The sequence below is a fragment of the Ruegeria sp. AM4 genome (genome assembly GCF_056540665.1).
In genome coordinates, this window is sequence record NZ_JBQFXD010000002.1 from 292,598 (window position 1) to 318,294 (window position 25,697).

Consider the following 25,697-nt stretch of genomic DNA (forward strand, 5'->3'; position numbering starts at 1 on the left):
GCCGACGCAGAAACGGCAAGAACCCCATTGGATCTTAGGGAGGACAACAAGACCATGGCCGACACTTCGATAGGAACGCCCGAGCAACTTCGGGATCCAAATTTCACCCCCGGGTTACACAAGGCGATCCCTTTGGGCATTCAACATGTTCTGGCGATGTTCGTCTCGAACGTGACGCCCGCGATTATCGTGGCCGGGGCCGCCGGGTTCGGGTTTGGCTCGAACTCGCCTGATTTTCCGCAGCTTCTGTATCTGATTCAGATGTCGATGCTGTTTGCCGGTCTTGCGACCCTGCTGCAGACCGTGACCATCGGGCCGGTTGGGGCCGCCTTGCCAATTGTTCAGGGCACCAGCTTTGCCTTCCTGCCGATCATGATCCCGCTGGTTGCGGGCAAAGGCGTCGACGCGTTGGCCGCTCTGTTCGGAGGCGTGCTGATCGGCGGTTTGTTCCACGCCTGTCTGGGGCTGGTCATCGGAAAGATCCGCTTTGCGCTGCCGCCTTTGGTGACAGGCCTTGTTGTAACAATGATCGGTCTGGCACTGGTCAAGGTCGGTATCCAATACGCCGCCGGCGGTGTGCCCGCCATCGGAACGCCGGAATACGGCTCGTTGCTGAACTGGTCTGCCGCGCTAGTCGTTGTTGTCGTCACACTCGGGCTGAAATTCTTCACCCGCGGGATGCTCTCGGTTTCGGCGGTTCTGGTCGGTCTGGCCGTTGGCTACGCCTACGCTCTGTTGATGGGCATGGTCACCTTTGAGGCAATTGGAACCAGTTGGGGTCGCGCTGCGGCATTCGCGCTGCCGGTACCGTTCAAATACGGGTTTGAATTCTCTGCCGCCGCCATCATCGGTTTCTGCCTGATGTCATTTGTATCGGCGGTGGAAACCGTGGGCGATGTTTCGGGCATTACCAAAGGCGGCGCAGGTCGTGAGGCAACCGACCAAGAGATCGCCGGTGCCACTTACGCTGATGGTCTGGGGTCTGCCGTTGCAGGTATTTTTGGCGGCTTTCCCAACACCTCGTTCAGCCAGAACGTTGGCCTGATCGCGATGACCGGCGTGATGAGCCGCCATGTGGTGACCTGCGGAGCGCTGTTCCTGATCCTGTGTGGGCTGGTTCCAAAAGTCGGTGCCATCATCCGCACCATTCCAATTGAGGTTCTGGGCGGTGGCGTGATCGTGATGTTCGGTATGGTCGTCGCCGCCGGTATCTCGATGCTGTCCGACGTGAACTGGAGTCGCCGCAACATGGTGATCTTTGCCATCTCGCTGAGCATCGGTCTGGGGCTGCAACTTGAGCCCGGCGCAGTGCAGCACCTGCCGGACACACCGCGCATTCTGATGACCAGCGGCTTGTTGCCCGCGGCTTTGATCGCGATTGTTCTGAACCTGCTGTTGCCGGAAGAACTGGCGGCTGAGTCGACCGAGGAAGTCTCGGGCGGTATGGCCGGTCATGGCTCGGGCAGCCTGCCGTCGGAATAAGCTAAGCACTTACCGCAGCGCCGATCAGGTGCTGCGGTTCTAACCGGTTTGGGCCATCAGCCGAGCCACGTCCAGCATACGTGCGGAAAAGCCCCATTCATTGTCATACCAGCCAAAGACGCGAAACTGGCGGTCCCCGACCGCGCGCGTCTCGCGGCCTGCGATGACCAGCGATTCCGCACGCGCCCTCAGGTCTGACGACACCAGCGGCATATCGGTCCAACCCAGAACCGCCGAGTTGTCGACCGCCTGACACAGCGCGGTATTGAAGGTGTCTGAGTCCATGGTTCTTTCCAGCGAAACAACAAGATCCACAGCCGAGACGCTGGCCGTTGGCACCCGCACTGCAGCACCCGAGATGCGGCCCGCAAGATGCGGCAGAACAACATCGATTAACTGTGTGGCGCTTGATGTGGTGGGCACCATCGACAATGCCCCCGCGCGAGAACGCGCCAGATCGCCACGCGGAGCGTCCACCATGGGCTGACTGTTCGTATAACAGTGGATCGTTGTCATATGCCCCGAGACGATGCCGCCGATTTCGTCCAGTACCCGGACCAGCGGCGCAAGGCCGTTGGTGGTGCATGAGGCGTTCGACACGATCCGGGCGGTGCCCAGTTGATCTTCGTTCGCGCCCAGAACCACGGTCACCTCGGCAGCAGGTGAGGGCCCCGAGATCAGAACCTTGCCCGCCCCGGCGGTCAGCCCGCGACGCGCGACATCCGATGTGCGGGCAACGCCGGTGCAGTCCAGCAGGACGTCGACGCCGCTCAGGTCCACATTGGCCAGATCGGCGCTGTGAGTGACCGGATAGGTCTGCCCATCGACCTGCAGGGCATCGCCTTCAGCCTGCACCTTCCCGGGATAGGGGCCGAATGTGCTGTCGTATTGGAACAGGTAGGCGCAGGTCTCAAGCGGCGCGATATCATTGATCAGCACCAGCTCGATATCACCGCCGCGCGGCTGGGCCAGCAGCTGCCGCAAAATCGTGCGGCCGATACGGCCGAATCCGTTGATCGCGAGTTTCATGCGCAAGCTATGGCAGGCGAAACAGGCGACCTCAATGAAAGTATTGTACCAATCTCAGCCGCAGCTGACCTGCGAAAAGAACTGACCCGAGATGTTCTGATACATGCTGGGGACGATCACTTTGCACCCGGTTGCCTGTTGGATCGCGGCAATTGCCTGAATGGTGCGCAGTCGTGGCGGCGGGCCAAAGGGGTTGAGGTTGTTGTTGTCGCGCGTCGCCCGGTAAATGACGGGCTCATCGGACACTTGGGTCACCGCCCAAGTGCGGCTCATGACAAAAACCGATTTGGTTTCTTCCTTTGCCGCAACCGGCGTTGCATCCAGGGCCGTCAGGCCAACCACGGCCGCGATGGCCAGAATCGTTCCGCGCAAAAACATCGAATGTCTCCAGTGCTGAAATTTCCGCCGTATTTCAACAGATTCCGAGGCTTATGTGAACCCCTTGCCCGCGAAGAGGGTTAGCGCGGTGACAGGCTCAGCGGCATGTGTCGGTTCACATCCTTGTAGAGCAGATAGCGAAAGCGGCCGGGACCACCGGCATAACAGGCCTGCGGGCAGAAGGCGCGCAGCCACATATAGTCGCCGGCCTCAACCTCGACCCAATCCTGGTTCAGCCTGTAAACCGCCTTGCCTTCAAGCACATAAAGCCCGTGTTCCATCACATGGGTTTCGGCAAAGGGAATCACGCCGCCGGGTTCGAAATTGACGATATTGACGTGCATGTCGTGGCGCACATCCTGTGGATCGGCGAAACGGGTGGTGGACCAGCGGCCCTGCGTGCCCGGCATTTCGATCGGCGTAACATCACGTTCATTGGTTATGATCGGGTCCGGCAGGGGCAAGCCTGGTACGGCCTCGTAAGCTTTGCGAACCCAATGAAAGCGAGCAACGCTGTCAGCGCTATTGTGCAAGGTCCAATCCGACCCGGGTGGGATATAGGCGTATCCGCCGGTTTCAAGATTGTGAGTCTCGCCATCCAAGGTCAGCGTCACGGTGCCTTCAACGACAAACAGCACGGCCTGCGCCTGCGCGTCGGTTTCGGGACGGTCGCTGCCGCCGCCGGGCTGAACCTCCATGATGTATTGCGAAAACGTCTCGGCAAAACCGCTCAGGGGGCGCGACAGAACCCAAAGGCGTGTGCCTTCCCAGAAGGGCAGGTAACTGGTGACGATGTCGCGCATGGTGCCTTTGGGGATGACCGCATAGGCGTCGGTAAACACCGCGCGGTCTGTCAAAAGCTGATCCTGGCCGGGGTGTCCGCCGGTCGGCGCATAGTAATTCGGTTGTGCCATCGAATGCCTCGGGTTGGTGGTCCGCGCACTATGCGGATAACCGGCAATCTGGCCTAGCGGCGGTCTGCCAATAGGATTGTTCTGGAAATTTTGAAGATATCACTCGGGGCTTGGCCCCGGGCGTCGCGCGGTATAGTGTTGAACCCAAACCTTTTTCAGTTTCATGAGGCCATTATGAAGGCTTGGATTTTCACTGCACTGGCAGCCTGCGCTGCCCTTAGCCTAAGCTGCGCTGTTCAGGCAAAGCCTCTGTCCCGAATAATCTCGGAAATGGGCTTGAGCCCCGCCGATTTTGAGGTTCTGAGCGCGACTTCGGACTCAATGTTCGCCAATGGCGCACCTGGTGTTGGAACCGAACGCGAATGGATAAATGACGCCACCGGTTCCAAAGGCACGATTCGGGTCCGGGAAGTCCGCGACAACTGCGTGCATTTGCAGCATTTCATCCGTCCGGACGGTGCCGATCAGACCCGTGAGGTGCGCACCCGCAGATGTCGCGATGCAAGCGGCGCGTGGGTCATGACACCCTGACCGGGCGTCCCGGCTTAGTAGCCACGCTCTCGGTCGACCTCGTGCAGCAATGGCGCGCCGGTGCTGAGCCGCCGGAAGTTTTCGGCCACATCCGCCAGCGCGTCGCCCAGATGCCAGCCCGAGACATGGGGCGTGATCGTCACGCCCGGATGGGCCCATAGCGGACTTGTGGGTAGCAGTGGTTCCTGACTGGTCACGTCCAACACCGCATGCCCTGGCCTCCCGCTGTCCAAAGCAGCGATCAGGGCGTCCTCGTCGATCAGATCGCCGCGCCCGGCATTCAGCAACTGGCTGCCGGGTTTCATCATCGACAGCACCTGCTTGCCGAACAATCCCACTGTTTGCGGTGTCGATGGCAGGATGGCACAGACATGATCGCAGTGTGCCAGTACCTCGGGCAGCGCGTCGTCTCCGTGCAGACAGGTCACGCCCTCGATAACTTTGGGCGAGCGGCTCCATCCCAGAACCTGGAATCCTACAGCGCGCAGCATGCTGGCCGTTCGCGCGCCGATATGACCCAGCCCCAGCACGCCTACCACGGTGTCAGGCGTGCTGACCGGCGCTTTCGGGGACCACTCGGCCCGCGTCTGCGCGCTTTCATGGAACGCCATGTGCCGTTGCTGACGCAGGATATAGGCGACAAACCATTCGGCAATGCCCTGAGCAGGCGCATCCGGCTTGAGCCTCGTAATGCGAACATGATCTGGCAGCTTCGGATTGCCGACGATGGTTTCGACGCCAGCCCCCAGTTTCTGAACCAGTTTCAGGTTGGGCAAGCGACTCGGCTGATCGTCCTGCAATCCAACCAGCGCCAGCATGGTGATGTCTGAGGCGTCCCCGATCGTATCAGGCGTACGCACATCCGCGTCAGGAAGCCGTTTGCGAACCTCTTGCGCGATGTCGCTGTCGCTTATCCAGCCGGTCAGACCCGTCTCGATCAATAGTGCCATTTGCGTGCCCTTGTTTTGGTTGCAGGTGACGTCCCGTCACGCGGGTAGACATGGTATCGGCAGCTAAGTCATTCTCGGACCCAAGGTAAAGCCCGGTTTGCGGGGCGTAGGAGAAGAAGCAATGACAATGTCTTTCGGGCTGCGCGAGGAAAACCGCGTTCTGTTGAGCCGTGTGGCGGATATGATCCGGGACGACATCATGCCCTTGGAACGTGAATATCAGGCCGAGATCGGCAAGGGCGACCGCTGGCAGTACACGCAGCGGCAGACGGACATACTCGAAGGATTGAAGGCCAAGGCCAAAGCCGCAGGTCTGTGGAATTTTTGGCTGACCGACAGCGACAAGGGATTTGGCCTGACCACGGTTGAATACGCCTATTTCGCCGAAGAGATGGGCAAGACGCCGCTGGGGGCCGAGGTTTTCAACTGCTCTGCCCCCGACACCGGCAACATGGAGGTCTTTGAACGCTACGGCACTGACGCGATGAAGGAACAGTGGTTCAGGCCACTTTTGGATGGCCGGATACGGTCTGCGTATCTGATGACGGAACCGGATGTCGCCTCGTCCGACGCCACCAATATCTCGATGTCCTGCGTGCGCGATGGCGACGCCTATGTCCTCAATGGCGAAAAGTGGTGGGCGTCCGGGGCAGGCGATCCGCGTTGCAAAGTCTATATCGTGATGGTCAAGACCGCCGGAGACGAGCAGCCGAAACACAAGCGACAATCGATGATCGTCGTGCCTGCCGACACGCCCGGGGTCGAGGTATTGCGTCCGATGCAGGTCTATGGCCACGATGATGCGCCGCACGGCCATATGCATATCAGGTTCACCGATGTGCGCGTTTCGGCCGAGAACATGCTGCTGGGTGAAGGACGTGGTTTCGAGATTGCGCAAGGCCGTCTGGGGCCCGGCCGCATCCACCATTGCATGCGCGCCATAGGGCAGGCCGAAACTGCACTGGAACAGATGTGCAAGCGGTCGCTGCAGCGCGAGGCGTTCGGCAAGAAGCTGGCGCAGCTTGGGGCCAACTACGACATCATTGCGGAATGCCGGATGGAGATCGAAATGGCCCGCCTTCTGTGCCTCAAGGCGGCCTGGTACATGGATCAGGGTGACGCCCGCGCTGCCGCACCGTGGATCAGTCAGATCAAGGTCATCGCCCCGCGGGTTGCGCTCAAGGTCATCGACGAGGCAGCGCAGATGTTCGGAGCGCAGGGGATCAGTCAGGACACGCCGCTTGCGTCGGCCTGGACCCATGTTCGGACCCTGAGACTGGCGGACGGTCCGGATGCGGTGCATCGCAGGCAGGTAGCGCGGGCCGAACTGAAGAAATACACGCAGGAAAAGGTCTGATCGAAATACAATGAAAGACGCGCAGTCCAAGCCCAGTTTCTTTCGTGCCTCAGAGGGTGGTGTATTCGTCGGAAACGATCCCGCCCGTGGGCCGTGGTCGGCGGATCACTGTCATGCGGGTCCTGTTGCCGGCCTTATCGCGCGCGCCGCCGAGGCCGAGGTTGGTTCAGACAAGATGCTGACACGACTGACCGTGGATCTGATACGCCCAGTGCCATTGTCGTGGTTGCATGTCGCGGCGGAAACCACGCGGCACACCAAAACCCTGGCAACGACCCGAGTAACGGTGCACGATCTGGACGGGACGCTTTGTGCCAGCGCCTCGACCATGCACATGGTGCGCCGCAACCTTGGGCCTGTGCCGGATGCTCCGTCAGAACCAATTCTGCTGGCGGATGCCGTAAAGGGTCCGTTCCCGATAGGAGAGATTCGCCACAACCTGCCTTGTTTCGCGCATTTCGCCGACGTCAGATACCCGAAGGGAGGCAATCTAGGGGCCGGACCCAAAACCGTTTGGATGAATACCCCCGCTATACTCGATGGCGAAACGCCGTCGCCGATTCAGGCGCTGTGCCCGTTGGCCGATTGTGGCAACGGTATCTCGTGGAACGCACCCACGTCCGAAATGGGGTTCATGAACACGGATCTGACGATGCAGATCCACCGCGAACCGCTGCCGGGCTGGTTCGCGGCGCAGTCACTCTCGCGCTGGCAGCCGACGGGGATCGGCATGTCGCAAACAGTGCTTTACGACACCGAAGGTCCGGTCGGCACGGCGTTGCAAACACTGGTTTTGTTCCCGCCCACCTAAGCTGACGCGCGGGTTCCTGCGTCTGAGACAGGAAAGCCATTGCTGTCCGGTGGCAGGCGATCTATCTTCGCCTCATGCGATGGCTGGCGACATTTCTGACCTGCTGTGTGCCGCTTCCGGTACTGGCGCACCCGCATGTCTTTATCGACACGGGGCTGGAATTCATCGTGGATGAGGCCGGCAACCTGACACATGTGCGTGTCACCTGGGCTTATGATGAGCTCTACTCATTGTTTCAGCTTGAAGAATATAAACTGGATCAGGATGGCGACGGAAATCTGACCAAAGCGGAAGAGGCTGTTCTGGCCGGGTTCGATGCCCAGTGGATGGAGGGTTACAACGGTGATCTCGTGGTACAGGCCGACGGTCAACCGGTTCTTCTGTCTGGTCCAATGCAGGCCACGGCTGTCACCGAGGACGGTCGCATTGTGACCACCCATCTGCGAGCGGTCGAAGGCGGGCCGGTACCGGCACATGCGCTGTCCGCGAAACCGTATGACGAGAGCTATTATACTGCCTACGAAGTCGCCCGTCCGGTCACCGTATCGGGCCCTGCCGTTTGCTCAATCGAGCGCATCGATGCCGATATTGACGGCCAGCTGGCACAGATGCAGGCGTTCTTGCGGACGCTCGACGCAGACTATGACCTTGAGGAGAACGATATTCCCCTGGTCGGCGAAAGCTTTGCGACCGAGATTCTGGTGTCATGTCCCGATACCTGATTGTTCCTGTTGTTTTGGCAGGGGGTGTATTGCTCTGGTTCTGGGGCAGCGGTGGATTCGACCAGCTTGCCGCCTGGGCAGCTGGTGAACAGCGCGAGTTTCAAAACCAGATCGCGCGCGGGTTACGCGCTGTACGGTCGGAACAGCCAGAGGCGGTCGCGACTTTGCTGACCGTCTGCTTTGCTTACGGGTTTTTTCACGCTATCGGCCCGGGTCACGGAAAGGTTTTGATCGGCGGCTACGGGTTGGGTCGACAGGTGGCCTTTTTGCGCCTTTCGGCAATCAGCGTGCTGTCCAGTCTGGGTCAGGCCGTTACCGCCGTTGTGCTGGTCTACGCCGGAGTTCTGGTGTTTCAGATGTCTCGGCAGAGCCTGGTCGGAACGACCGAGCAAATCATGGCCCCGGTCAGCTACGCCGCGATTGCCGCGATTGGGCTGTGGTTGGTGTTCCGGTCCTTGCGCAGCTTTGCCCGGCGGCGTCGCAGCGAAAAGACCCTTCATGATCACCACCACCACCATCATGATCACCACCATCACGACGATGGCACTTGCGCCGATTGCGGGCATAAACACGGCCCGACGCCAGACGAAGTCGCCAATGTCGCAAGCCTGCGCGAAGCGGTGCTTTTGATCGTCGGGATTGCCGCGCGGCCTTGCACGGGCGCGTTGTTCGTTCTGATCCTGACCTGGCAGATGGGCATCGCCTTAGTGGGAATCGCCGGGGCGTTTGCAATGGCATTGGGGACAGCGACGGTGACGACTTTGGTCGGATGGACCTCGTTCGGTTTGCGCGGCGGTTTGCTGGCGTCAGCGTCGGCCACGCGGATTGCCTCGATCCTGGCGCCAACGATCGAACTGATGGCGGGCCTTTTGATCGCCGTGGTCGCCAGCGGGCTATTGTTGCGGGCGCTTTGATCTAGCCGAACACAGGTTCAGGATAGCCAACCCGCGCCAGATACAAACCTTGTGGCGGGCACACCGGACCGCATGCGGCCCGGTCCGCCGCCTCCAACGCGTCGCGCACATCCTCGGGCGTCCACGCCCCTGCGCCAACACGTTCCAGAGTGCCAACGAAGCTGCGCACCTGATTGTGCAGGAACGACCGGGCGCGGACATGGAAATGTACCTCGGGACCTGAAAAGCCCTGAACCTGTTCCACCCGCAGTTCGTCCAGCGTTTTCACCGGGCTGGCGGCCTGACAAATGGACGACCGGAACGTGGTGAAATCTTGCCGGCCGATCAGCGCATCCGCCCCGGCCTGCATCGCGTCGATGTCCAACTGATGATTAATGCGCCAGACCTGCCCGTTGTCATGCGTCGCCGGCGCGCGCCGCATCAGGATGCGGAACAGATATTGCCGCTCGATGGCCGAGAACCGGGCATGCCAGTCATCATCCACCCGTACGGCCTCGATAATGGCGACAGGCTGCGGTTTGAGGTGATAGTTCAGCGCCTCGGACAGGCGGAACGGATCCCAATCGCGCGCCATGTCGCAATGAGCCACTTGCCCCAACGCATGCACACCCGCATCGGTGCGCCCTGCGGCGGCAATCGTGTGCTCACCGGGTTGAATGCGTGACAGGGCCTGCTCGATCGCGCCCTGCACCGATGGCAGGTCCTTTTGCCGCTGCCAACCGGCAAACGGTTCCCCTTGGTATTCGACTTTCAACGCGTATCTGGGCATGCGATCGCTGGTAGCGCGCGGCGTGCAATCGGGCAAGGGGGGTAAAAGCTCTGGCATGTGCGCGACCGGCTACCTATCTTGAGCGAAACGAAAAATTGCGGGGCGACAGATTGGTCATCTCATCACTGGCAGACAGTCTTGTGCGCGGCGTTGAATCGATCGGCGACAGCGTGTCCGAGACGTTTTTTGAGCCGGTCATCCGTCTGGGCGTCACGGGTCTGGCGCGGTCGGGAAAGACAGTGTTCATCACCTCGCTGGTAGCAAACATGCTGGATCGCGGCAGGATGGCCGGGCTTGCTGCCCAGCAAGAGGGGCGGATAACCGCGTCTTATTTGCAGCCACAACCTGACGACACGGTGCCCCGGTTTGACTATGAATCCCACCTGTCCGCGCTGACGGGCGCATCGCCTCATTGGCCCGACAGCACCCGCGCGGTGTCGGAACTGCGCTTGTCGCTCAAGGTGCAACCCGCGGGGTTGTTGTCGGGCCTACAAGGGCCGCGCAAGATACATTTGGACATCGTGGACTATCCCGGCGAGTGGCTGCTGGACCTTGCTTTGTTGGAGAAGTCCTATGCGGACTGGTCGCAGGAAACCTTGTCGCGCATCAATGACCGGGCCGAGGCTGACAACTATCTGACCGCCGCGCAATCGACCGATCCGGCAAGCGACCATGACGAGCCCACCGCGCAGGCACTGGCGCGCGGGTTTACCGACTATCTGGTGGCCGCCCGCGAAGCAGGGTTCTATGACTGCACGCCAGGGCGGTTCCTGTTGCCTGGTGATTTGGCTGGTTCGCCGGTGCTGACATTCGCGCCGCTGCCGGTATCAGGCCCTTCGCGCAGACGATCGCTTCAGCGCGAGATGGAACGGCGATACGAGGCGTATAAGTCGCAAGTGGTCAAGCCGTTCTTCCGGGATCACTTTGCCCGCATCGACCGGCAGGTCGTTCTTGTCGATGCGCTGGGCGCGATCCACAAGGGGCCGCAGGCGGTCGAGGATATGCGCCATGCAATGGCGGATATTCTGTCGGCATTTCGCCCTGGTCGAAACGCTTGGCTCAGCCAATTGCTGTTGGGCAAAAGGGTCGAACGCATCCTTTTTGCGGCCACCAAGGCAGATCATCTGCATCATTTGCAGCACCCTCGGCTGACCGCCATTATCGAGGCGCTGACGCGAGACGCCCGCGATCGGGCAAAGTTCGCGGGTGCTGAAACGGCGGCTTTGTCGCTGGCGTCATTACGCGCAACCACCGAGGAGCTGCGCAGCCATAACGGTGCTGAACTGCCCTGCGTACGTGGCACATTGCTGGATAGCAACAAGCAGGCAGCGTTCTATCCGGGCCAGTTGCCCGAGGACCCCTCGCAGCTGCTGGGCCCGGCGCGGGATGGGGCCGAGGCCTGGCTGGACGCGGAGTATGGGTTCATGGCGTTTGCACCGTCGCAACTGTCGTTGCGCCCCGGCGACGGCCCGCCGCATATCCGATTGGATCGCGCTGCGCAGTTCTTGATCGGAGACAGGCTATGACCGTCACGCTTCGTCCCGCTCGCAGTACCGACGCCGGGTCTATCGGTGAAATACTGCATGGTTTCGCACGGGAACACCATTGGATGCCCGAGCTGCATTCACGCGCGGAAACTATCGCGTTCTGCGGGATGATGATCGACAAAAACTGGGTGACCGTCGCTGAGGCAGCGGCGGGCATCGTGGGTTTTCTGGCGCGGAACGGGGATGAGATTCACTCACTCTACCTTGACCAAGCAGCGCGCGGGCAAGGCATTGGCAAGCGTTTGCTGGACGCGGCAAAGGCTGATCGGGCGGAACTCTCGCTGTTCACGTTTCAGGCCAACACGCGCGCGCGCAGGTTTTACGAACGCAACGGATTTGCCGAGGCGGCCCGCAGCGACGGCGCAGAGAATGATGAAAACCTGCCCGACATAAAATACGTCTGGCGCAGCAATGAGGGTAAGCATGGCTAAGGGTCCGGTTCTGATTGATCTCGATGCGGACGACCCGGTTGCGGATGTAGCCGAAGCGCCGCCTGTGCCCGATATTACGCCGCCACAGGGGCAGGCGATGCAGGCCGCCGCGCAGTTCGTCGCCCGCAAACCCTCGGTCCTGTCCCGCTGGTTCTGGGGGCTGGCGCTGGCGGTGATCGGCGCAGTGGTCTCGGTCGCCGCGTGGGATTTTGCAACTTCATTGGTTGCCCGCGCGCCCATTCTGGGATGGGTCGTCACCGGAATGTTCGCAGCCTTGGTCCTGGTCGCACTGATCATTGCAATGCGAGAACTGGCTGCGATCGCGCGGCTTTCGCGCGTCGATGGGTTGCGACGCGCTGCCGATACTGCACTGGCAGAGGATGATCTGACGCAGGCGCGCACGGTCACAAACCGGTTGATCGCCTTTTACAAGGGGCGCGACGAGACACGCTGGGGCAGGGAACGTACGCAGGAGCGTATCAACGAACAATTCGATGCGGCAACGCTGCTGACACTGGCCGAGGATGAAATCCTGGCGCCGCTGGACGCCGCTGCAAGCCGCGAGGTCGAAGCCGCCGCACGGCAAGTGGCAACGGTCACCGCGCTGGTTCCGCTGGCCCTTGCCGATGTGGTCACGGCCCTGGCAGCATCCCTGCGCATGATCCGCAGAGTGGCTGAAATCTACGGCGGCCGGGCTGGTTTTCTTGGCAGTTGGCGCCTGACACGCGCGGTGTTCGTTCACCTTGTCGCGACCGGAGCGGTTGCCGTCGGTGATGACCTGCTGGAACCGGTTCTGGGCGGGTCGGTCCTCAGCAAGCTGTCCCGCCGCTTTGGCGAGGGGTTGGTGAACGGTGCGCTCAGCGCCCGCGTCGGCGTTGCCGCGATGGAGGTCTGCCGCCCCCTGCCGTTCTCGGAGCGGCACAAGCCCTCCACCCGTGGGATGGTCAAACGCGCGCTCAGCGGTTTGTTTTCCAAAACTTGATCTGCCGCAATGCGGTGATCTGGCCTGCCCTGCATAAACAGGGCGGAGCCAGCCATGACCGAACACGGCCACAGCCAGCAGGATATCGCCGCCCGCATCAACGCACCGCCGGGCCGGGGTGTGCTGCGCGATGTGGTCTATGGCGGGATCGATGGCTCGGTCACCACCTTCGCCATTGTCGCCGGGGTGGCTGGTGCGGGCCTGTCGCCCTTTGTGATCGTGGCGCTTGGGCTGGCGAACGTTCTGGCCGATGGGTTTTCCATGGCGGCTGGGAATTATTCGGGCACCAAGGCAGAACTGGACAACATCCGCCGTCTGCGCACGATCGAGGAACGGCATATCCGTCTTTTCCCGGATGGTGAGCGGCGCGAGGTGCGTGAAATCCTGTTTCAAAAGGGCCTTTCTGGTCGTGTGCTGGACGAGGCGACGGATGCCATCACCGCCAATCATGACAATTGGATCGACCTGATGATCGAAGGTGAATACGGGTTAGGCAGCGTCGACCCACACCCGTACAAGGCTGCTTTGGCGACGTTTCTGGCGTTTCTGGTGGCGGGTATGATCCCGTTGCTTCCCTTTTTGATGACGGTCCAGAACGCCTTTGCCATCTCAGCCTGCATGACGATGGGTGTATTCTTTGCCATCGGAGCGCTGAAAAGCCGCTGGTCGCTGGCGCCTTGGTGGAGGTCGGCGATTGAAACCACGCTGATCGGCGGGGCTGCGGCGTCGATCGCCTATCTCGTCGGATCGTTGTTTCATCCCTGAATGGTCCCGTTGTCGCAGAGCGGCGGATGGCGCTGGCCTTGGATCGGTGATCCGTTAGGGTGCGGAAAACGGGATCAGACGACCATGCCGGATCAAATGGCCAGGGCAAAAAACGTTCTTGTGCTTGGGGCTAACGGCTTCACCGGCGCTGCCGTTTCGCGTTCGCTGAGAGCCGAAGGTTTCAACGTCACCGGGCTGGTACGCAACAAGGCGACTGGTCAGAAAGTGCTGCCAGGGATCCGTCAGATTCAGGGCGACCTGCGCGTGATGAGCGGGCGCGAAGATTGGCGCGAACCGCTGTCCGGAATCGATATGGTCGTCAATTGCGCCGGGGCTTTGCAAGACGGGGGTGAGGATGACCTCGAGGCCGTGCATCACGTCGCTATCGCTGCACTCGCCCAGGCTTGCGTCCAGCAAGGAGTGGCGATTGTTCAGGTCTCGGCAATCGGGGCCGAGGCGGATGCGTCGACCGCCTTCATGCGCACCAAGGCAGCGGGCGACGCGGCTTTGCGCGCCAGCGGAGTAGACTTGTGGATTCTCAGACCCGGTCTTGTGATCGGTCAGAGCGACTATGGCGGGACCGCGCTGCTTCGGATGCTGTCGGCAGTACCCTATGTGCAGCCGGTGGCCTATCCCAATACACCAGTTCAATGCGTCGGGATGGGGGACCTCTGCCGCGCGGTCGTCGACGCGGTGCAAAACCGGTTACCGCAGGGAAGCTATGATCTGGTCGAGGAATCGCCGCAGCCGCTGTCCGAGGTCATTGCGCTCACGCGCCGGTGGCTGGGATTTCCTGCGGCCCGCGTTGTGATCAAAGTTCCCGCTGTTTTGACCAAGCTGATTGCCGTCCCGGCGGACCTGTTGGGTCGTCTGGGGTGGAGATCACCGCTGCGCAGCACCGCCATGACGGTTATGGCGCAGGGTGTGACCGGTGACCCCGAACCGTACACTAGCGCATCTTGTCGGTCGTTGGCATCGCTGGAGGCCATATACGAGCGGTTGGATTGCACGCGCGAACACCGGTTGGCGGCACGGATCAGTTTGCTGATGCCGCTTGTCATCGCGTCTCTCAGCTTGTTCTGGGTAATGTCGGGGGTCATTGGGTTGGTGCATCTGTCTGCGGCCGCGCAGGTGTTGACAGATGTCGGCTGGCCGGGCTGGATGGCGCGGGCCAGTGTTGTGGTCTGGTCGTTGGTTGATATGGCGCTGGGTCTGCTGATGCTGTGGCGACCTTGGGCGGCGCGCGCGTGTCTGGCCCAGGCCGGCGTGGCGGTTTTCTATCTGTTGGCTGCAACTGTTGTGACGCCCGCATTGTGGGCCGATCCTTTGGGTCCGCTGGTCAAGGTTGTCCCGTTGGTCATGCTGGCGATGACCGCACGCGCGATGTTGGAGAGTCGATGATGGACCCTGACCTGATTCTGCGCTGGCTGCATGTAATTGGGGCCTGCGTACTGTTGGGGACCGGGGCGGGTATCGCCTTTTTCATGCTGATGGCCCATCGCAGCTGCGATCCGCACCTGATTGCGCATACCGCCGGGATTGTGGTTCTGGCAGACCTTCTGTTCACGGCAACGGCGGTTGTGGCGCAACCGGTCACCGGTCTTTTGTTGGCCTGGAGACTGGGGTGGTCGCTGACCGAGGGGTGGATCGTTCTGTCGCTGGCGCTCTATGTGCTGACCGGCCTGTTCTGGCTGCCCGTTGTCTGGATACAGATAAGATTGCGCGACCTTGCCGGACAGGCTGCCTTGCAGGGCTCTGCGCTGCCGACCGACTATGACCGGCTGTTCCGGATATGGTTCGCCTGTGGCATTCCTGCCTTCATGGCGGTTCTTGCGATCCTCTGGCTGATGTTGGCGCGCCCTGATATCACGGTGTTTTGACGCGACGGCCGCTGCGATGCGCTAAAAACGGCTGAAATTCCAGACTGTTCGTGCCCTTTGCTCCGGGCTAAAGTTGGCGTGCGCACCGGAGGTATCACTTGGAATCGCTGCTTGTTCTAGTTGTTCTTATCGTTCTGGCCATACCGGTTTCGATCGTCGTCCTGCTGGTCGGCCTTTCGCGGATGCGCCGCCGGGTCGAGCAACTGGAACGGCAGGTTGCGCTGTTGCAAGGCGATGAGCCCGAGCCTGTCCGAGAATCGGTAACCGAGAAAGACAAAACCGGACCCTGGGCGCCGCCAAAACCAGCAGAGCGGCCCGCGCCAGTCACACCAACTAAGCTTGAGCGACCGCCGGTCGCAGCCGCAAAGCAAGCAGACAAACCAGACTGGTTTGGTCGGTTCAGTGCGTGGATGCGTGAGAACTGGTTTTATGCGGTTTCTGCCCTGTCTCTGGCGCTGGCCGGAATTTTTCTGGTTCAATACGGTGTCGAAAATGGTCTGCTGCCGCCAACAGCGCGGGTCGTGGCGGCGTTGGCATTTGGCATAGCGCTGATCATCGCCGGAGAAATCGTGCGTCGCCGGTTCGGCGACGACGATGCGTCGGCCACTGCCTATATCCCGTCCGTTTTCTCGGGCGCTGGTCTGGTGACGCTGTTCGGTGGCGTTTTGGCCGCGCGTCAGCTCTACGACCTGATCGGTCCCGAGATGGGCCTTGCGGGGATGATCCTCATCGCGCTGGTCGGCCTGGTGCTGGGCTGGTTCCACGGACCATTGCTGGCGGCGGTTGGTCTGATCGGTGCCTATGCGGCCCCCTTTGTGGTCGGAGGGTCGTCGGACAACCCCACCTGGCTATATGGCTATTTCTTTGTCATTTCGGTGTTGGGTCTGGGCATCGATACGGTGCGTCGCTGGGCCTGGATTTCGGTGCTGACCTTGGTCGGGGCCTATTCTTCGGCCTTGCTGCTGGTGCTGTCGTCGCCGTCGACCGAACCGGGTTATTTGACCTTTGCCACAGCGCTCGCGCTGATTGCCATCGCGATCCCCGCGCGCCGTTTCTGGCCCGATCATGCGGGGCCGATGATGTCTGAGATCGTCAGGCGCAAGGCGGGCGATCCGTGGCCGTACTTTCCAACCAGTTTGGCGTTCGCCTCTGTTGCGGTCACCTGCGGAATATTGTCGATTCATTGGCCGGATTCGCAGGGCGAGTTCTGGCTGAGTATCTCTCTGATCACCGGTCTGGCGCTTGCCCTGATCCTGTGGGCGCGTAAGGCGCGGGCTTTGCAGGACGTCACCCTGCTGCCAGCGCTGGCGCTTGTCTGGGTCGTATTGATGCAGGGCCTGGATCATGGCCCGGTCTTTCTCGAATTTGCTGCCACCTATGCCGAGACCGCCGAGGCGGATTACCCTTGGGTTGTCACCGTGCTTGCCACCCTGGGAACCTTAATCACCGTTTGCGCCGCGCTCAGGTCCTTTGACGGCGGGCGCTTTGCCGTGGTTTGGGCCGCAGCGGCGGCAGTGTTTGCCCCTGTCCTGGCCATCGCGGTTGAGGTCGGTTGGCATCCGGCAGAGGTGATCGGTGCATACCCTTGGGCTCTGCATGCGGTCTTGCTGTCTGCGCTGATGGTCGCGCTGGCCGAACGTTTTGCGCGCGTAGATGGCACCGCGCGAATGCGGGCGTCGCTGGCCGCCCTGTCTGCGTTGTCCTGCCTGACCTTCGCATGTGTCATCGTGCTCAGTTCAGCTGCGCTGACAATTGCGCTGGTGGTGACCGTGCTTGCCGCGGCGGCGCTGGACCGGAAATTCACGCTGCCGCCGATGAGTTGGTTCATCTGGGCAGGTGTCTTCACGATCACGGTCCGGTTGGTCCTGAACCCCGGGCTGCACTGGGCCGAAACCGCACCAATTGCCGAGATGACCTTGGTCTACGGCACAGCAACTCTTGGCTTTGTGGTCGCATGGCGGATCTTGGTGCCATTGGACCGGCCGATCGCAAAGCTTTTGCTTGAAAGCGCAGCTTGGGCCACCGGGGGTATTCTGTTGTCGCTCTTGCTGTTGCGCTGGCTTTCCGGGTTTGGTGAAGGCGGGGCAGAAGACAGCCATTGGGGATTGGGTCTGTTGGCGGTGATCTGGCTGTTGCTGGCATTCGCACAGGTACAGAGGTTCGTTCTGAAAGGGTGGTTGAACTATGCGCGCTATGTGTTGGCCGCATTCTTTGCGGCCCACGGCTTGTTCCGTCTGGGTCTGGCGCTGACCGAAGCGAACCCTGTTCTGAACAGTTTGGCCGACCCGGTCCTTGGGCCGCCTGTCCTGAATACTCTGGCAGTCGCTTATCTGCTGCCTGCCATTGCCATTGGGTTCACCGCCTGGCGCATTTCTGCGCGCCCTGTCTTGCTGCGTCAGATCAGCTATGGCGCTGCTATTCTGCTGGCAGCGGTTTGGCTGGGGCTTGCGATCCGGCATTTCTGGCAGGGCGCAGGTGGTATGTTCGAGGGTAACGGAGTTTCGCAACCCGAGCTTTATACCTATACGCTTACGTTGCTGCTGATCGGCGCCGGGCTGTTCTATCAATCGCTTGCGCGACAGTCGGACCTGATGCGCAAGGCTGGGCTTGTTGTGATCGGAATGGCTGTGGCCAAGGTGTTCCTGATTGACATAGCGGGTCTGGGCGGGCTGATCCGCGTCTTCTCTTTGCTGGCTTTGGGTCTCGCTCTGGCGGGACTTGCATGGCTCAATCGCTGGGCCAAGCTGCGCCATTCGCCGCAGGGCCCGGAACCTCTGGACCATTGAGGGCGGGCGTCCTATAAGCGCCGCCATGTATGACCGTCTGGCCATCATTATTCGAATTATGTCCCCGGCGCTCTGATATCGCGAGACGCCGGGCAAAGGTGCTTGAGTTATCGCACTGACCGCTTCGATCCACACGACGACAAGACCATCCAAGGGACGCCCCCAATGTGCGCCGAGACACCTGACTACAAAGACACGCTGAACCTGCCCAAGACCGAATTCCCCATGCGCGCAGGCCTGCCCAAGCGCGAACCAGCCTGGCTGGAGCGCTGGGAGAAGATCGGCGTCTATGACCGCCTGCGCGAGAAAGAGGGCCGAAAGCCTTTCACCCTGCATGACGGCCCGCCCTATGCCAACGGCCACCTGCATATCGGCCACGCGTTGAACAAAACCATCAAAGACATGATCGTCCGGTCCCATCAGATGATGGGCTTCGACTCGCGCTATGTGCCCGGCTGGGACTGCCACGGTCTGCCAATCGAATGGAAGATTGAGGAACAGTACCGCAAGAAGGGCAAGAACAAGGACGAGGTGAACATCGTCGATTTCCGTCAGGAATGCCGCAAGTTCGCCGAGGGTTGGATCGACGTCCAGCGCGAGGAATTCAAGCGTCTTGGCATCACCGGCAACTGGCCTGATCCTTACATCACCATGGACTATCATGCCGAGGCGGTCATTGCGGACGAATTCATGAAGTTCCTGATGAACGGCACGCTCTATCAGGGGTCCAAGCCCGTGATGTGGTCGCCGATCGAGAAGACGGCTCTGGCCGAGGCTGAGGTCGAGTATCACGACAAGGAAAGCTTCACCATCTGGGTGAAGTTCAAGGTCGTGAATACCGGGGACGTGACTCTGGACAACGCGTATGTGGTGATCTGGACGACGACGCCCTGGACCATGCCCTCGAACAAGGCTGTGGTTTACGGCGAGGGCATTTCCTATGGCCTGTACGAAATCACCGGACGCCCTGAAGAATGCTGGGCGCGGATCGGTGAACGTTATCTGCTGGCCGACGACCGTGCGGCAGATGTGTTTGCCCGCGCGCGTTTGGACGACTCCATGTACCGCCGTCTGTGTGATGTGACTCAAGAGGATCTGGCCAAGATCCAACTGACCCACCCTCTGGCCGGGGCCGAAGGTGGCAATGGCGAATGGGACGACATCCGCGACTTCCGCGCGGCGGAGTTTGTGACCGACACCGAAGGCACCGGTTTTGTCCACTGCGCTCCCTCGCACGGGATGGAGGAATTCGAGCTGTACCGCGATCTGGGGATGCTCGAGCAAGTCATCACCTATAATGTGATGGACGATGGCAGCTTCCGCGCTGATCTGCCGTTCTTTGGCGGCAAATACATCCTGTCCCGCAAGGGCGGCGAAGGTGACGCGAACAAAGCCGTTATCGACAAGTTGGCCGAGGTCGGCGGGCTGCTGGCGCGTGGCAAGATAAAGCACAGCTATCCGCACTCGTGGCGCTCGAAGGCTCCGATCATCTATCGCAACACGCCGCAGTGGTTTGCCTCGGTCGACCGCAAGCTGGACGACGGCATGGGCGAGATGGGGGATACCATCCGCGAACGCGCCCTGCGCTCGATTGATGAGCTGGTGAAATGGACCCCGCAGACGGGTCGCAACCGTCTGTATTCAATGATCGAGGCCCGCCCGGACTGGGTGCTGTCCCGCCAGCGCGCCTGGGGTGTGCCGCTGACCTGTTTCACCAAGAAAGGTGCTCTGCCCACCGACGCGGATTACCTGCTGCGCAACGAAGACCTTAACGCCCGTATCAAGGCGGCGTTTGAAAAGGATGGCGCGGATATCTGGTACACCCACGGGTTCAAGGAACAGGTGCTGGACGGCATCGCCAACCCCGAGGACTACGATCAGGTCTTCGACGTGCTGGACGTGTGGTTCGACTCAGGTTCGACCCACGCCTTTGTTCTGCGCGACCGCGAGGACGGCACCGAGGACGGCATCGCGGACGTCTACATGGAAGGCACCGACCAGCACCGCGGGTGGTTCCATTCGTCCATGCTGCAGGCCTGTGGCACCAAGGGGCGTGCGCCCTACCGCAACGTGGTGACGCACGGTTTCACGCTGGATGCCAAGGGCAACAAGATGTCCAAGTCGCTGGGCAACACCATCGTGCCGGAAGAAGTCGTCAAGCAATACGGCGCCGATATCCTGCGTCTGTGGGTGGCCCAGACCGACTATACCGCCGACCAGCGGATCGGGCCGGAGATTCTGAAAGGGACCGCCGACAGCTATCGCCGGCTGCGCAACACGATGCGGTTCATGCTCGGCTCGCTGGCAGATTTCACCGAGGCCGACCGGGTTGATCCGCAAGACATGCCGCGACTGGAACGCTGGGTGCTCAGCCGTCTGGCGGAACTGGATGAACAAGTGCGCAACGGCTATGCCTCGTTTGATTTCCAGGGCGTGTTCAGCGCGGTGTTCACCTTTGCCACGGTTGACCTGTCGTCCTTTTACTTCGACGTCCGCAAGGACGCGCTGTATTGTGACGGTGACAGCCTGCGCCGTCGTTCGGCACGCACGGTTCTGGACATTCTGTTCCACCGACTGACCACATGGCTTGCGCCGGTTCTGGTCTTCACCATGGAAGAGGTTTGGCTTGAGCGTTTCCCAAGCGATGACAGCTCGGTCCATCTGGTGGATTTCCCCGAAACGCCAGCCGCGTGGCGCGATGCAGAACTGGAAGCCAGCATGGCAAAGGTCCGGCGCGTCCGCCGGGCCGTGACAGCTGCTCTTGAGGTGCAGCGTCAGGATAAGGTGATCGGGTCAAGCCTTGAGGCTGCACCGATTGTGCATGTTGAGGATCAGGAAACCCGTGATCTGCTGGCGACTTTCGACGTCGATGATATGTGCATCACTTCGGGCTTGTCCGTGACCGGCGACCCGGCCCCGGCAGAAGCGTTCCGGGTGCCCGAGATCGAAGGCGTCGCAGTGATCTTTGAAAAGGCCGACGGCGAGAAGTGCCAGCGGTGTTGGAAGATCCTGCCCGATGTGGGGCTGCACGCGCATCCGGGGGTTTGCGGGCGTTGTAACGAAGCACTGGGCTGACTCAGCAAACCCCCGGTCAAGCGCCGGGGGTTTTTCTTTCCCGCTTGCCCCTGTCCCGGTGATCTGAAACGGTAAGGCCATGCCGATGATCGCCGTAGAAACTCAGTTTGGCCGCTTGGGTGTCGAAGAAACAGACGGGGCCATCACGCGCCTTGTGTGGGACGGGTACGATGATGCGCCCGACACACCGCTGTTGTCCGAGGCCGCAGCGCAATTGAGGGCCTATGACGCGGGCCGGTTGCAACGGTTCGACCTGCCGTATCGCGTGGCGGGGTCGGAATTTCTGCGGCAGGTCTGCGACATCATGTTCGCCATCCCGTTTGGCGAGACGTTGACTTATGGCGAGATTGCCAAGCAGTTAGATCAGCCGGCGCAGCCGGTTGGGCAAGCCTGCGGCGCAAATCCGATTCCGGTGATCATTCCGTGCCATAGGGTGCTGTCAGCAACCGGTCTGGGCGGTTTTTCCGGGGATGGCGGGGTCGAGACAAAGGTGGCGCTGCTGCGTCACGAAGGTGCGGCCAGCCTGTTGATCTGAACTCAACTTACTGGTTGCAATCAGGCAAGTCCGGCCCCAACCTGTATGAAAACGTGAATTTGAAGGACGTATCGCATGACCGACCTTGCCGCCCGGAAAAAGGAAATCATCGACCGCCTGATGTCGCTTGAGGAACAGGAACTGGCCACAGCGCAGGCGCATTACGATGCCTTTCTGAAGGATTCGCAACTGGACGACCGCGAAGGGCACGACAAGGACGATATCGCGGCATCGCGCGAAAACGCCGATCTGGCGGCGGCTTTTGACGCGCCGGTTCACGCCCATCACGCCAAGATCGACGTGATCGAGAACACCGATTTCAGCCTGGCCGACACAGTACGGCCTGGGGCAGTGATCAAGTTCAATAATCGACGCTTTGTGGTCTGCGTATCGACCACGCGGTTCGAGGTGGATGGCAAGACTTATATGGGCATCTCAACCCAAAGCCCGATCTACCTGGCGATGGCGGGCCTGCAACAAGGCGACGTATTCACTCATAACGGCACCGAGTTCGAAGTTCAGGAAATCCTGTAACCCCTAGAGCGATGCGCGGGCTGCGCGCGCGGGTATCGCCTGTTGTGCGATGCCTGCAAAAGTCAGGTAGAGGCTGGTGATAACCAAACCCCAATGCGCCCAGCTTTCAGGGTGGAAATCGACCCAGGCGGCCCAACCAGCAAAGAATGTCCACGCAAAAGCCATTGGTAGGGAAACCGAGCGCCAACGCTCGGTCCTGACCGGGTGGATGAATTTCAGCGGTAGGAACATCGCCAGCGACAGTAAAGTCACCAGCAGCAGGATGACCCAGAAATTGGGCTCTAGCGCGAAGATGACGATCACGAACATGTTCCAACAGCCGGGAAAGCCGGAAAACGAGTTGTCCTTGGTTTTCATGCGTGTGTCAGCGAAATACATGGCGCTTGCGAATGTGATGACGATGATCGCAAACCAGCCGGTCCAGCCGTCCATCAGGCCGGATTTGAACAGCGCAAAGGCCGGGATGAACACATAAGTCAGATAGTCGATAATCAGATCCAGCAGCACCCCGTCAAACTCTGGCGCGTTTTTCTTGACGTGGTAGTGGCGTGCAAGCGGTCCGTCGATTCCATCAACGATGAACGATACCACCAGCCACAGATACATCAGGCTCCATTTCTCTTCGACTGCGGCCAGCATGGCCAGCATCGCAAATACGGCGCCTGTTGCGGTGAAGAGATGGACGGAAAGAGCTTTGAATCTGAGTGTCATGCAGGTGTCATGTACGAACGCGGCCAAAGATGCAAAGCAAAAAGCCGAAGATGAAATATCTGCCTGGCCAACTTGCTCAGGCTTTGGGGTGGGCGCGGTTGTAAACCTCCATCAGCCGGGCGGTGTCGACAGCGGTATAGGTTTGCGTTGTGGATAGCGACGCGTGGCCCAGCAGTTCCTGGATGGCGCGCAAATCACCCCCGGCGGAGAGCAGGTGGGTGGCGAAACTGTGCCGCATCGCGTGGGGCGTGGCAGTTGAAGGCAGGCCCAGTTGCATACGCGCCTTAGCCATCACGCCCTGAATCGCACTTGGATTCAATGCGCCTCCGCGAACGCCGCGAAACAGAGGGGTGTTTGCGGTTTGCGGATGCGGACAAAGCCGGAGATAGCGATCGACTGCATCGCGGGCAGCGGGGATGACGGGAACGATCCGTTCCTTGCCGCCCTTGCCGAGAATGCGCAGGGTCTCGGGCAAAGGGGCGTCTGCGCCGTTCAAGGAGAGCGCTTCGGATATGCGCAACCCGCAGCCGTATAAAAGCGTGACAACCGCCACGTCCCGGGCCGAGACCCAATCCGAGGTCGATTGAAGCTCGACCGTTTCGATCATCGCCCGTGCGGCGTCTTCGGCCAGCGGGCGGGGTAGTTTCTTGGTGAATTTGGGTGCGCGTGTTGACAGAACGGCAGTCGGTTCAAACCCTTCACGCTCGGCCAGCCAGCGATAGAAGCTTTTGACGGCCGACAGTTTGCGCGCCAGCGATCTGGCCGCGACGCCGTGGCCGCGCTGATCCGCCATCCAGGCCCGCATGTCAGAAACGCTTATCTGCGCCAACGCAGCCAGCCCCTGGCGCGCGCTGTGGTGCAGGGTCATGAACGAGAGGAACTCGGTCACATCCCCCCGATAGGCTGACAGGGTGTTTTCAGACCGACCGGCCAGTGCCCCCAGACTGTCCAGCCAATGCTGCAAGGCATCGCGGCAGGCCGGGGAAATCAGGCTCACGACAGCCAGTGGCGCATCGAGCGTTCGAACACGCCAGCGAAGAAGGCCAGTAGGTCAGTGCCCAACTGCGGGGTGAAATGACGCGGATCATTTGCTGCCATGACAATCATACCGGGTAGCCGGCCTTCGCCCAGGTCCAGCTTCAGACAGGCCTCGGACCGCAACTGACCGGCGTTCTCGCCGTAAATTCTGGGGCTGGGCTGCTTGATTTCGCGCAGCACGACCTCGCGCGCGGGGGCATTTCGGTCGTGGGTGAAATAGGCATCGACAAAGCCGGGTTCGGCGATGGTCAGAACGCCCCCCAAAGTGTCTACCGCCGGATCGCCCTGTTTGACGGTTGTCTCCAGCACCAGAGTGATGTGGTCAACGCGCAGGATATCGGCGACATCGTTGCCCAGGGCGCGCAGAAAATCCTCGAACTCAACCGGTTCCAACAGGCGCAGAATCGCGCGGTGAACCTGGTTGGTTCCGGCGAGGTTTTCATAGGCGGCGGCAATGACCGAACGGTGCGTGTCCTCGAGCCGGTCCAGCCGTGCTTCGAGCCGTTGCATCGCGATGCCGCGCAGGTCGATGACGTTGTCGCCACGTGCCTGTTCGTTGGCGGCCACCAGCGCCTGCATCAGGTCCTTGTCATCCAGCACGGCGTCCGGTTCAGCCAGAATCGCGGCGCGGAGATTGTCCTTGAGTTTCGGATTGCTGCTCATATCCCGTCCGGTCGTTTTTTTGTTTTGGCGGCTTATAACACGCCTTGCCGGATTTGCCTTGGGAAAAATGCACGTAAAGGTGGTTTTCGTCTGAACTGTGCCGGAAACGCTCCCGCCTGCAAATCACCGATCAGAGATCGGCATCTTGCAGTTGGGCCGGGCGCGGTGCCTGACGGCACCGCGCGCCAGCGATAGGGGTCAGAGGATTTTCTGACCGGTTTTGGCCCAGTCGGACAAAAAGGCCTCCAGCCCTTTGTCGGTCAACGGGTGGTCCGCCAATTTCTTGATCACGCCCGGAGGTGCGGTGATCACGTCCGCGCCGATACGGGCGCTGTCAGTCACGTGGTTCACCGACCGGATTGATGCGGCGAGGATTTCGGTTTCGTATCCATAGTTGTCATAGACCTGACGGATATCAGCGATCAGGTCCATGCCGTCGAGGTTGATGTCGTCCAGACGACCGATGAAGGGCGAGATGAAGGTTGCGCCTGCTTTGGCCGCCAGGATCGCCTGGTTGGTCGAGAAGCATAGCGTCACGTTGACCATCTGGCCTTCGTCGGTCAACGTTTTGCACGCTTTCAAACCGGCCCAGGTGAGCGGCACTTTGACCGCGATGTTCGGAGCGATCTTGGCCAGCTTGCGGCCTTCGGCGATCATGTCGTCGGCCTCGGTTGCGACCACCTCGGCCGACACGGGACCGTCGACCAGATCACAGATCTCTTTGGTCACTTCCAGAATGTCGCGGCCCGATTTCAGGATCAGCGAAGGGTTGGTGGTCACGCCGTCCACCATGCCCAGATCATTCAGTTCGGCGATGGCATCGATCTCGGCTGTGTCTACGAAGAATTTCATGAGGGCAGTCCTTTGATGGGTTGGCCTTGGTCGCGGATGGC

At 60.8% G+C, this 25,697-nt stretch carries 25 protein-coding genes; 16 read left to right on the forward strand and 9 right to left on the reverse strand.

The window, feature by feature from the left end; genetic code table 11:
• The first annotated feature begins 54 nt into the window (after positions 1 to 54).
• On the forward strand, positions 55 to 1,482 hold the full coding sequence (locus ACR0JA_RS06875) for a nucleobase:cation symporter-2 family protein (protein ID WP_480571891.1): 1,428 nt from the start codon (positions 55 to 57) through the stop codon (positions 1,480 to 1,482).
• Positions 1,483 to 1,521: 39 nt separating this feature from the next.
• On the opposite strand, the gene ACR0JA_RS06880 is transcribed toward ACR0JA_RS06875, so the two are convergent.
• The 3 genes from ACR0JA_RS06880 to ACR0JA_RS06890 form a co-directional block, all read right to left on the reverse strand.
• A complete protein-coding gene (locus ACR0JA_RS06880) occupies positions 1,522 to 2,511 on the reverse strand; it encodes a type I glyceraldehyde-3-phosphate dehydrogenase (protein WP_480571894.1) in 990 nt (329 codons plus the stop codon).
• A gap of 54 nt (positions 2,512 to 2,565) precedes the next feature.
• On the reverse strand, positions 2,566 to 2,889 hold the full coding sequence (locus ACR0JA_RS06885) for a hypothetical protein (protein WP_480571897.1): 324 nt from the start codon (positions 2,887 to 2,889) through the stop codon (positions 2,566 to 2,568).
• 80 nt (positions 2,890 to 2,969) lie between these two features.
• A complete protein-coding gene (locus ACR0JA_RS06890) occupies positions 2,970 to 3,803 on the reverse strand; it encodes a bifunctional allantoicase/(S)-ureidoglycine aminohydrolase (protein ID WP_480571900.1) in 834 nt (277 codons plus the stop codon).
• Positions 3,804 to 3,977: 174 nt separating this feature from the next.
• Here ACR0JA_RS06890 and ACR0JA_RS06895 point away from each other — a divergent pair, with 174 nt between their 5' ends.
• Entirely contained in the window at positions 3,978 to 4,334 is a 357-nt protein-coding gene (locus tag ACR0JA_RS06895) for a hypothetical protein (protein ID WP_480571903.1), read from the forward strand.
• Between the two features lie 14 nt (positions 4,335 to 4,348).
• On the opposite strand, the gene ACR0JA_RS06900 is transcribed toward ACR0JA_RS06895, so the two are convergent.
• Entirely contained in the window at positions 4,349 to 5,284 is a 936-nt protein-coding gene (locus ACR0JA_RS06900; RefSeq protein ID WP_480571906.1) for a 2-hydroxyacid dehydrogenase, read from the reverse strand.
• A gap of 121 nt (positions 5,285 to 5,405) precedes the next feature.
• On the opposite strand from ACR0JA_RS06900, the gene ACR0JA_RS06905 reads away from it, so the two are divergent.
• The 4 genes from ACR0JA_RS06905 (at position 5,406) to ACR0JA_RS06920 (ending at position 9,088) form a co-directional block, all read left to right on the forward strand.
• Positions 5,406 to 6,641 (forward strand): acyl-CoA dehydrogenase family protein, encoded by a 1,236-nt coding sequence (locus tag ACR0JA_RS06905; protein ID WP_480571909.1) that lies wholly within the window; start codon positions 5,406 to 5,408, stop codon positions 6,639 to 6,641.
• Positions 6,642 to 6,651: 10 nt separating this feature from the next.
• On the forward strand, positions 6,652 to 7,452 hold the full coding sequence (locus ACR0JA_RS06910) for a thioesterase family protein (RefSeq protein ID WP_480571912.1): 801 nt from the start codon (positions 6,652 to 6,654) through the stop codon (positions 7,450 to 7,452).
• Positions 7,453 to 7,526: 74 nt separating this feature from the next.
• Positions 7,527 to 8,174 carry a DUF1007 family protein gene (locus tag ACR0JA_RS06915; RefSeq protein WP_480571915.1) on the forward strand — a complete coding sequence of 216 codons (648 nt, stop codon included), beginning with the start codon at positions 7,527 to 7,529 and terminating at the stop codon, positions 8,172 to 8,174.
• On the forward strand, positions 8,159 to 9,088 hold the full coding sequence (locus ACR0JA_RS06920; protein WP_480571918.1) for a nickel/cobalt transporter: 930 nt from the start codon (positions 8,159 to 8,161) through the stop codon (positions 9,086 to 9,088). Before ACR0JA_RS06915 ends, ACR0JA_RS06920 begins: the two co-directional genes overlap by 16 nt.
• A gap of 1 nt (position 9,089) precedes the next feature.
• Here the strand turns inward: ACR0JA_RS06920 and truA are convergent, their stop codons facing one another.
• Positions 9,090 to 9,857, reverse strand: coding sequence for a tRNA pseudouridine(38-40) synthase TruA (gene truA / locus ACR0JA_RS06925; RefSeq protein WP_480571921.1), 768 nt, complete (start codon positions 9,855 to 9,857; stop codon positions 9,090 to 9,092).
• 110 nt (positions 9,858 to 9,967) lie between these two features.
• Here truA and ACR0JA_RS06930 point away from each other — a divergent pair, with 110 nt between their 5' ends.
• The 10 genes from ACR0JA_RS06930 (at position 9,968) to ACR0JA_RS06975 (ending at position 22,392) form a co-directional block, all read left to right on the forward strand.
• Positions 9,968 to 11,383 carry a YcjX family GTP-binding protein gene (locus tag ACR0JA_RS06930; RefSeq protein ID WP_480571924.1) on the forward strand — a complete coding sequence of 472 codons (1,416 nt, stop codon included), beginning with the start codon at positions 9,968 to 9,970 and terminating at the stop codon, positions 11,381 to 11,383.
• On the forward strand, positions 11,380 to 11,835 hold the full coding sequence (locus ACR0JA_RS06935; RefSeq protein WP_480571927.1) for an N-acetyltransferase family protein: 456 nt from the start codon (positions 11,380 to 11,382) through the stop codon (positions 11,833 to 11,835). The genes ACR0JA_RS06930 and ACR0JA_RS06935 overlap by 4 nt, the downstream gene beginning before the upstream one ends.
• Complete coding sequence (locus ACR0JA_RS06940) at positions 11,828 to 12,817, forward strand: YcjF family protein (RefSeq protein ID WP_480571930.1); 990 nt, start codon at positions 11,828 to 11,830, stop codon at positions 12,815 to 12,817. Before ACR0JA_RS06935 ends, ACR0JA_RS06940 begins: the two co-directional genes overlap by 8 nt.
• A gap of 54 nt (positions 12,818 to 12,871) precedes the next feature.
• The gene (locus tag ACR0JA_RS06945) at positions 12,872 to 13,582 is read left to right on the forward strand and encodes a VIT1/CCC1 transporter family protein (protein WP_480571933.1); all 711 of its coding nucleotides are present in this window, start codon (positions 12,872 to 12,874) and stop codon (positions 13,580 to 13,582) included.
• A gap of 84 nt (positions 13,583 to 13,666) precedes the next feature.
• Positions 13,667 to 14,983, forward strand: coding sequence for an SDR family oxidoreductase (locus ACR0JA_RS06950; protein ID WP_480571936.1), 1,317 nt, complete (start codon positions 13,667 to 13,669; stop codon positions 14,981 to 14,983).
• Positions 14,983 to 15,462 carry a DUF2269 family protein gene (locus ACR0JA_RS06955; protein WP_480571939.1) on the forward strand — a complete coding sequence of 160 codons (480 nt, stop codon included), beginning with the start codon at positions 14,983 to 14,985 and terminating at the stop codon, positions 15,460 to 15,462. The genes ACR0JA_RS06950 and ACR0JA_RS06955 overlap by 1 nt, the downstream gene beginning before the upstream one ends.
• A gap of 98 nt (positions 15,463 to 15,560) precedes the next feature.
• Complete coding sequence (locus tag ACR0JA_RS06960) at positions 15,561 to 18,248, forward strand: DUF2339 domain-containing protein (protein WP_480571942.1); 2,688 nt, start codon at positions 15,561 to 15,563, stop codon at positions 18,246 to 18,248.
• A 165-nt stretch (positions 18,249 to 18,413) separates the two neighbouring features.
• Positions 18,414 to 21,323, forward strand: coding sequence for an isoleucine--tRNA ligase (gene ileS / locus ACR0JA_RS06965; protein ID WP_480572396.1), 2,910 nt, complete (start codon positions 18,414 to 18,416; stop codon positions 21,321 to 21,323).
• A 79-nt stretch (positions 21,324 to 21,402) separates the two neighbouring features.
• Positions 21,403 to 21,858, forward strand: a complete 456-nt coding sequence (locus ACR0JA_RS06970; protein WP_480571945.1) for a methylated-DNA--[protein]-cysteine S-methyltransferase — start codon at positions 21,403 to 21,405, stop codon at positions 21,856 to 21,858.
• A gap of 75 nt (positions 21,859 to 21,933) precedes the next feature.
• Positions 21,934 to 22,392 (forward strand): hypothetical protein, encoded by a 459-nt coding sequence (locus ACR0JA_RS06975; RefSeq protein ID WP_480571947.1) that lies wholly within the window; start codon positions 21,934 to 21,936, stop codon positions 22,390 to 22,392.
• A gap of 3 nt (positions 22,393 to 22,395) precedes the next feature.
• Here the strand turns inward: ACR0JA_RS06975 and ACR0JA_RS06980 are convergent, their stop codons facing one another.
• The 4 genes from ACR0JA_RS06980 to fsa all read right to left on the reverse strand — a co-directional run bounded on the left by ACR0JA_RS06980 (position 22,396) and on the right by fsa (position 25,656).
• The gene (locus ACR0JA_RS06980) at positions 22,396 to 23,103 is read right to left on the reverse strand and encodes a CDP-alcohol phosphatidyltransferase family protein (protein WP_480571950.1); all 708 of its coding nucleotides are present in this window, start codon (positions 23,101 to 23,103) and stop codon (positions 22,396 to 22,398) included.
• Between the two features lie 76 nt (positions 23,104 to 23,179).
• Positions 23,180 to 24,100, reverse strand: coding sequence for a tyrosine recombinase XerC (locus ACR0JA_RS06985; protein WP_480571953.1), 921 nt, complete (start codon positions 24,098 to 24,100; stop codon positions 23,180 to 23,182).
• Positions 24,097 to 24,804: a DUF484 family protein gene (locus ACR0JA_RS06990; RefSeq protein WP_480571955.1), complete on the reverse strand. Its 708-nt coding sequence runs from the start codon at positions 24,802 to 24,804 to the stop codon at positions 24,097 to 24,099. The genes ACR0JA_RS06985 and ACR0JA_RS06990 overlap by 4 nt, the downstream gene beginning before the upstream one ends.
• Positions 24,805 to 25,002: 198 nt before the next feature.
• On the reverse strand, positions 25,003 to 25,656 hold the full coding sequence (fsa, locus tag ACR0JA_RS06995; RefSeq protein ID WP_480571958.1) for a fructose-6-phosphate aldolase: 654 nt from the start codon (positions 25,654 to 25,656) through the stop codon (positions 25,003 to 25,005).
• Positions 25,657 to 25,697 lie beyond the last annotated feature (41 nt).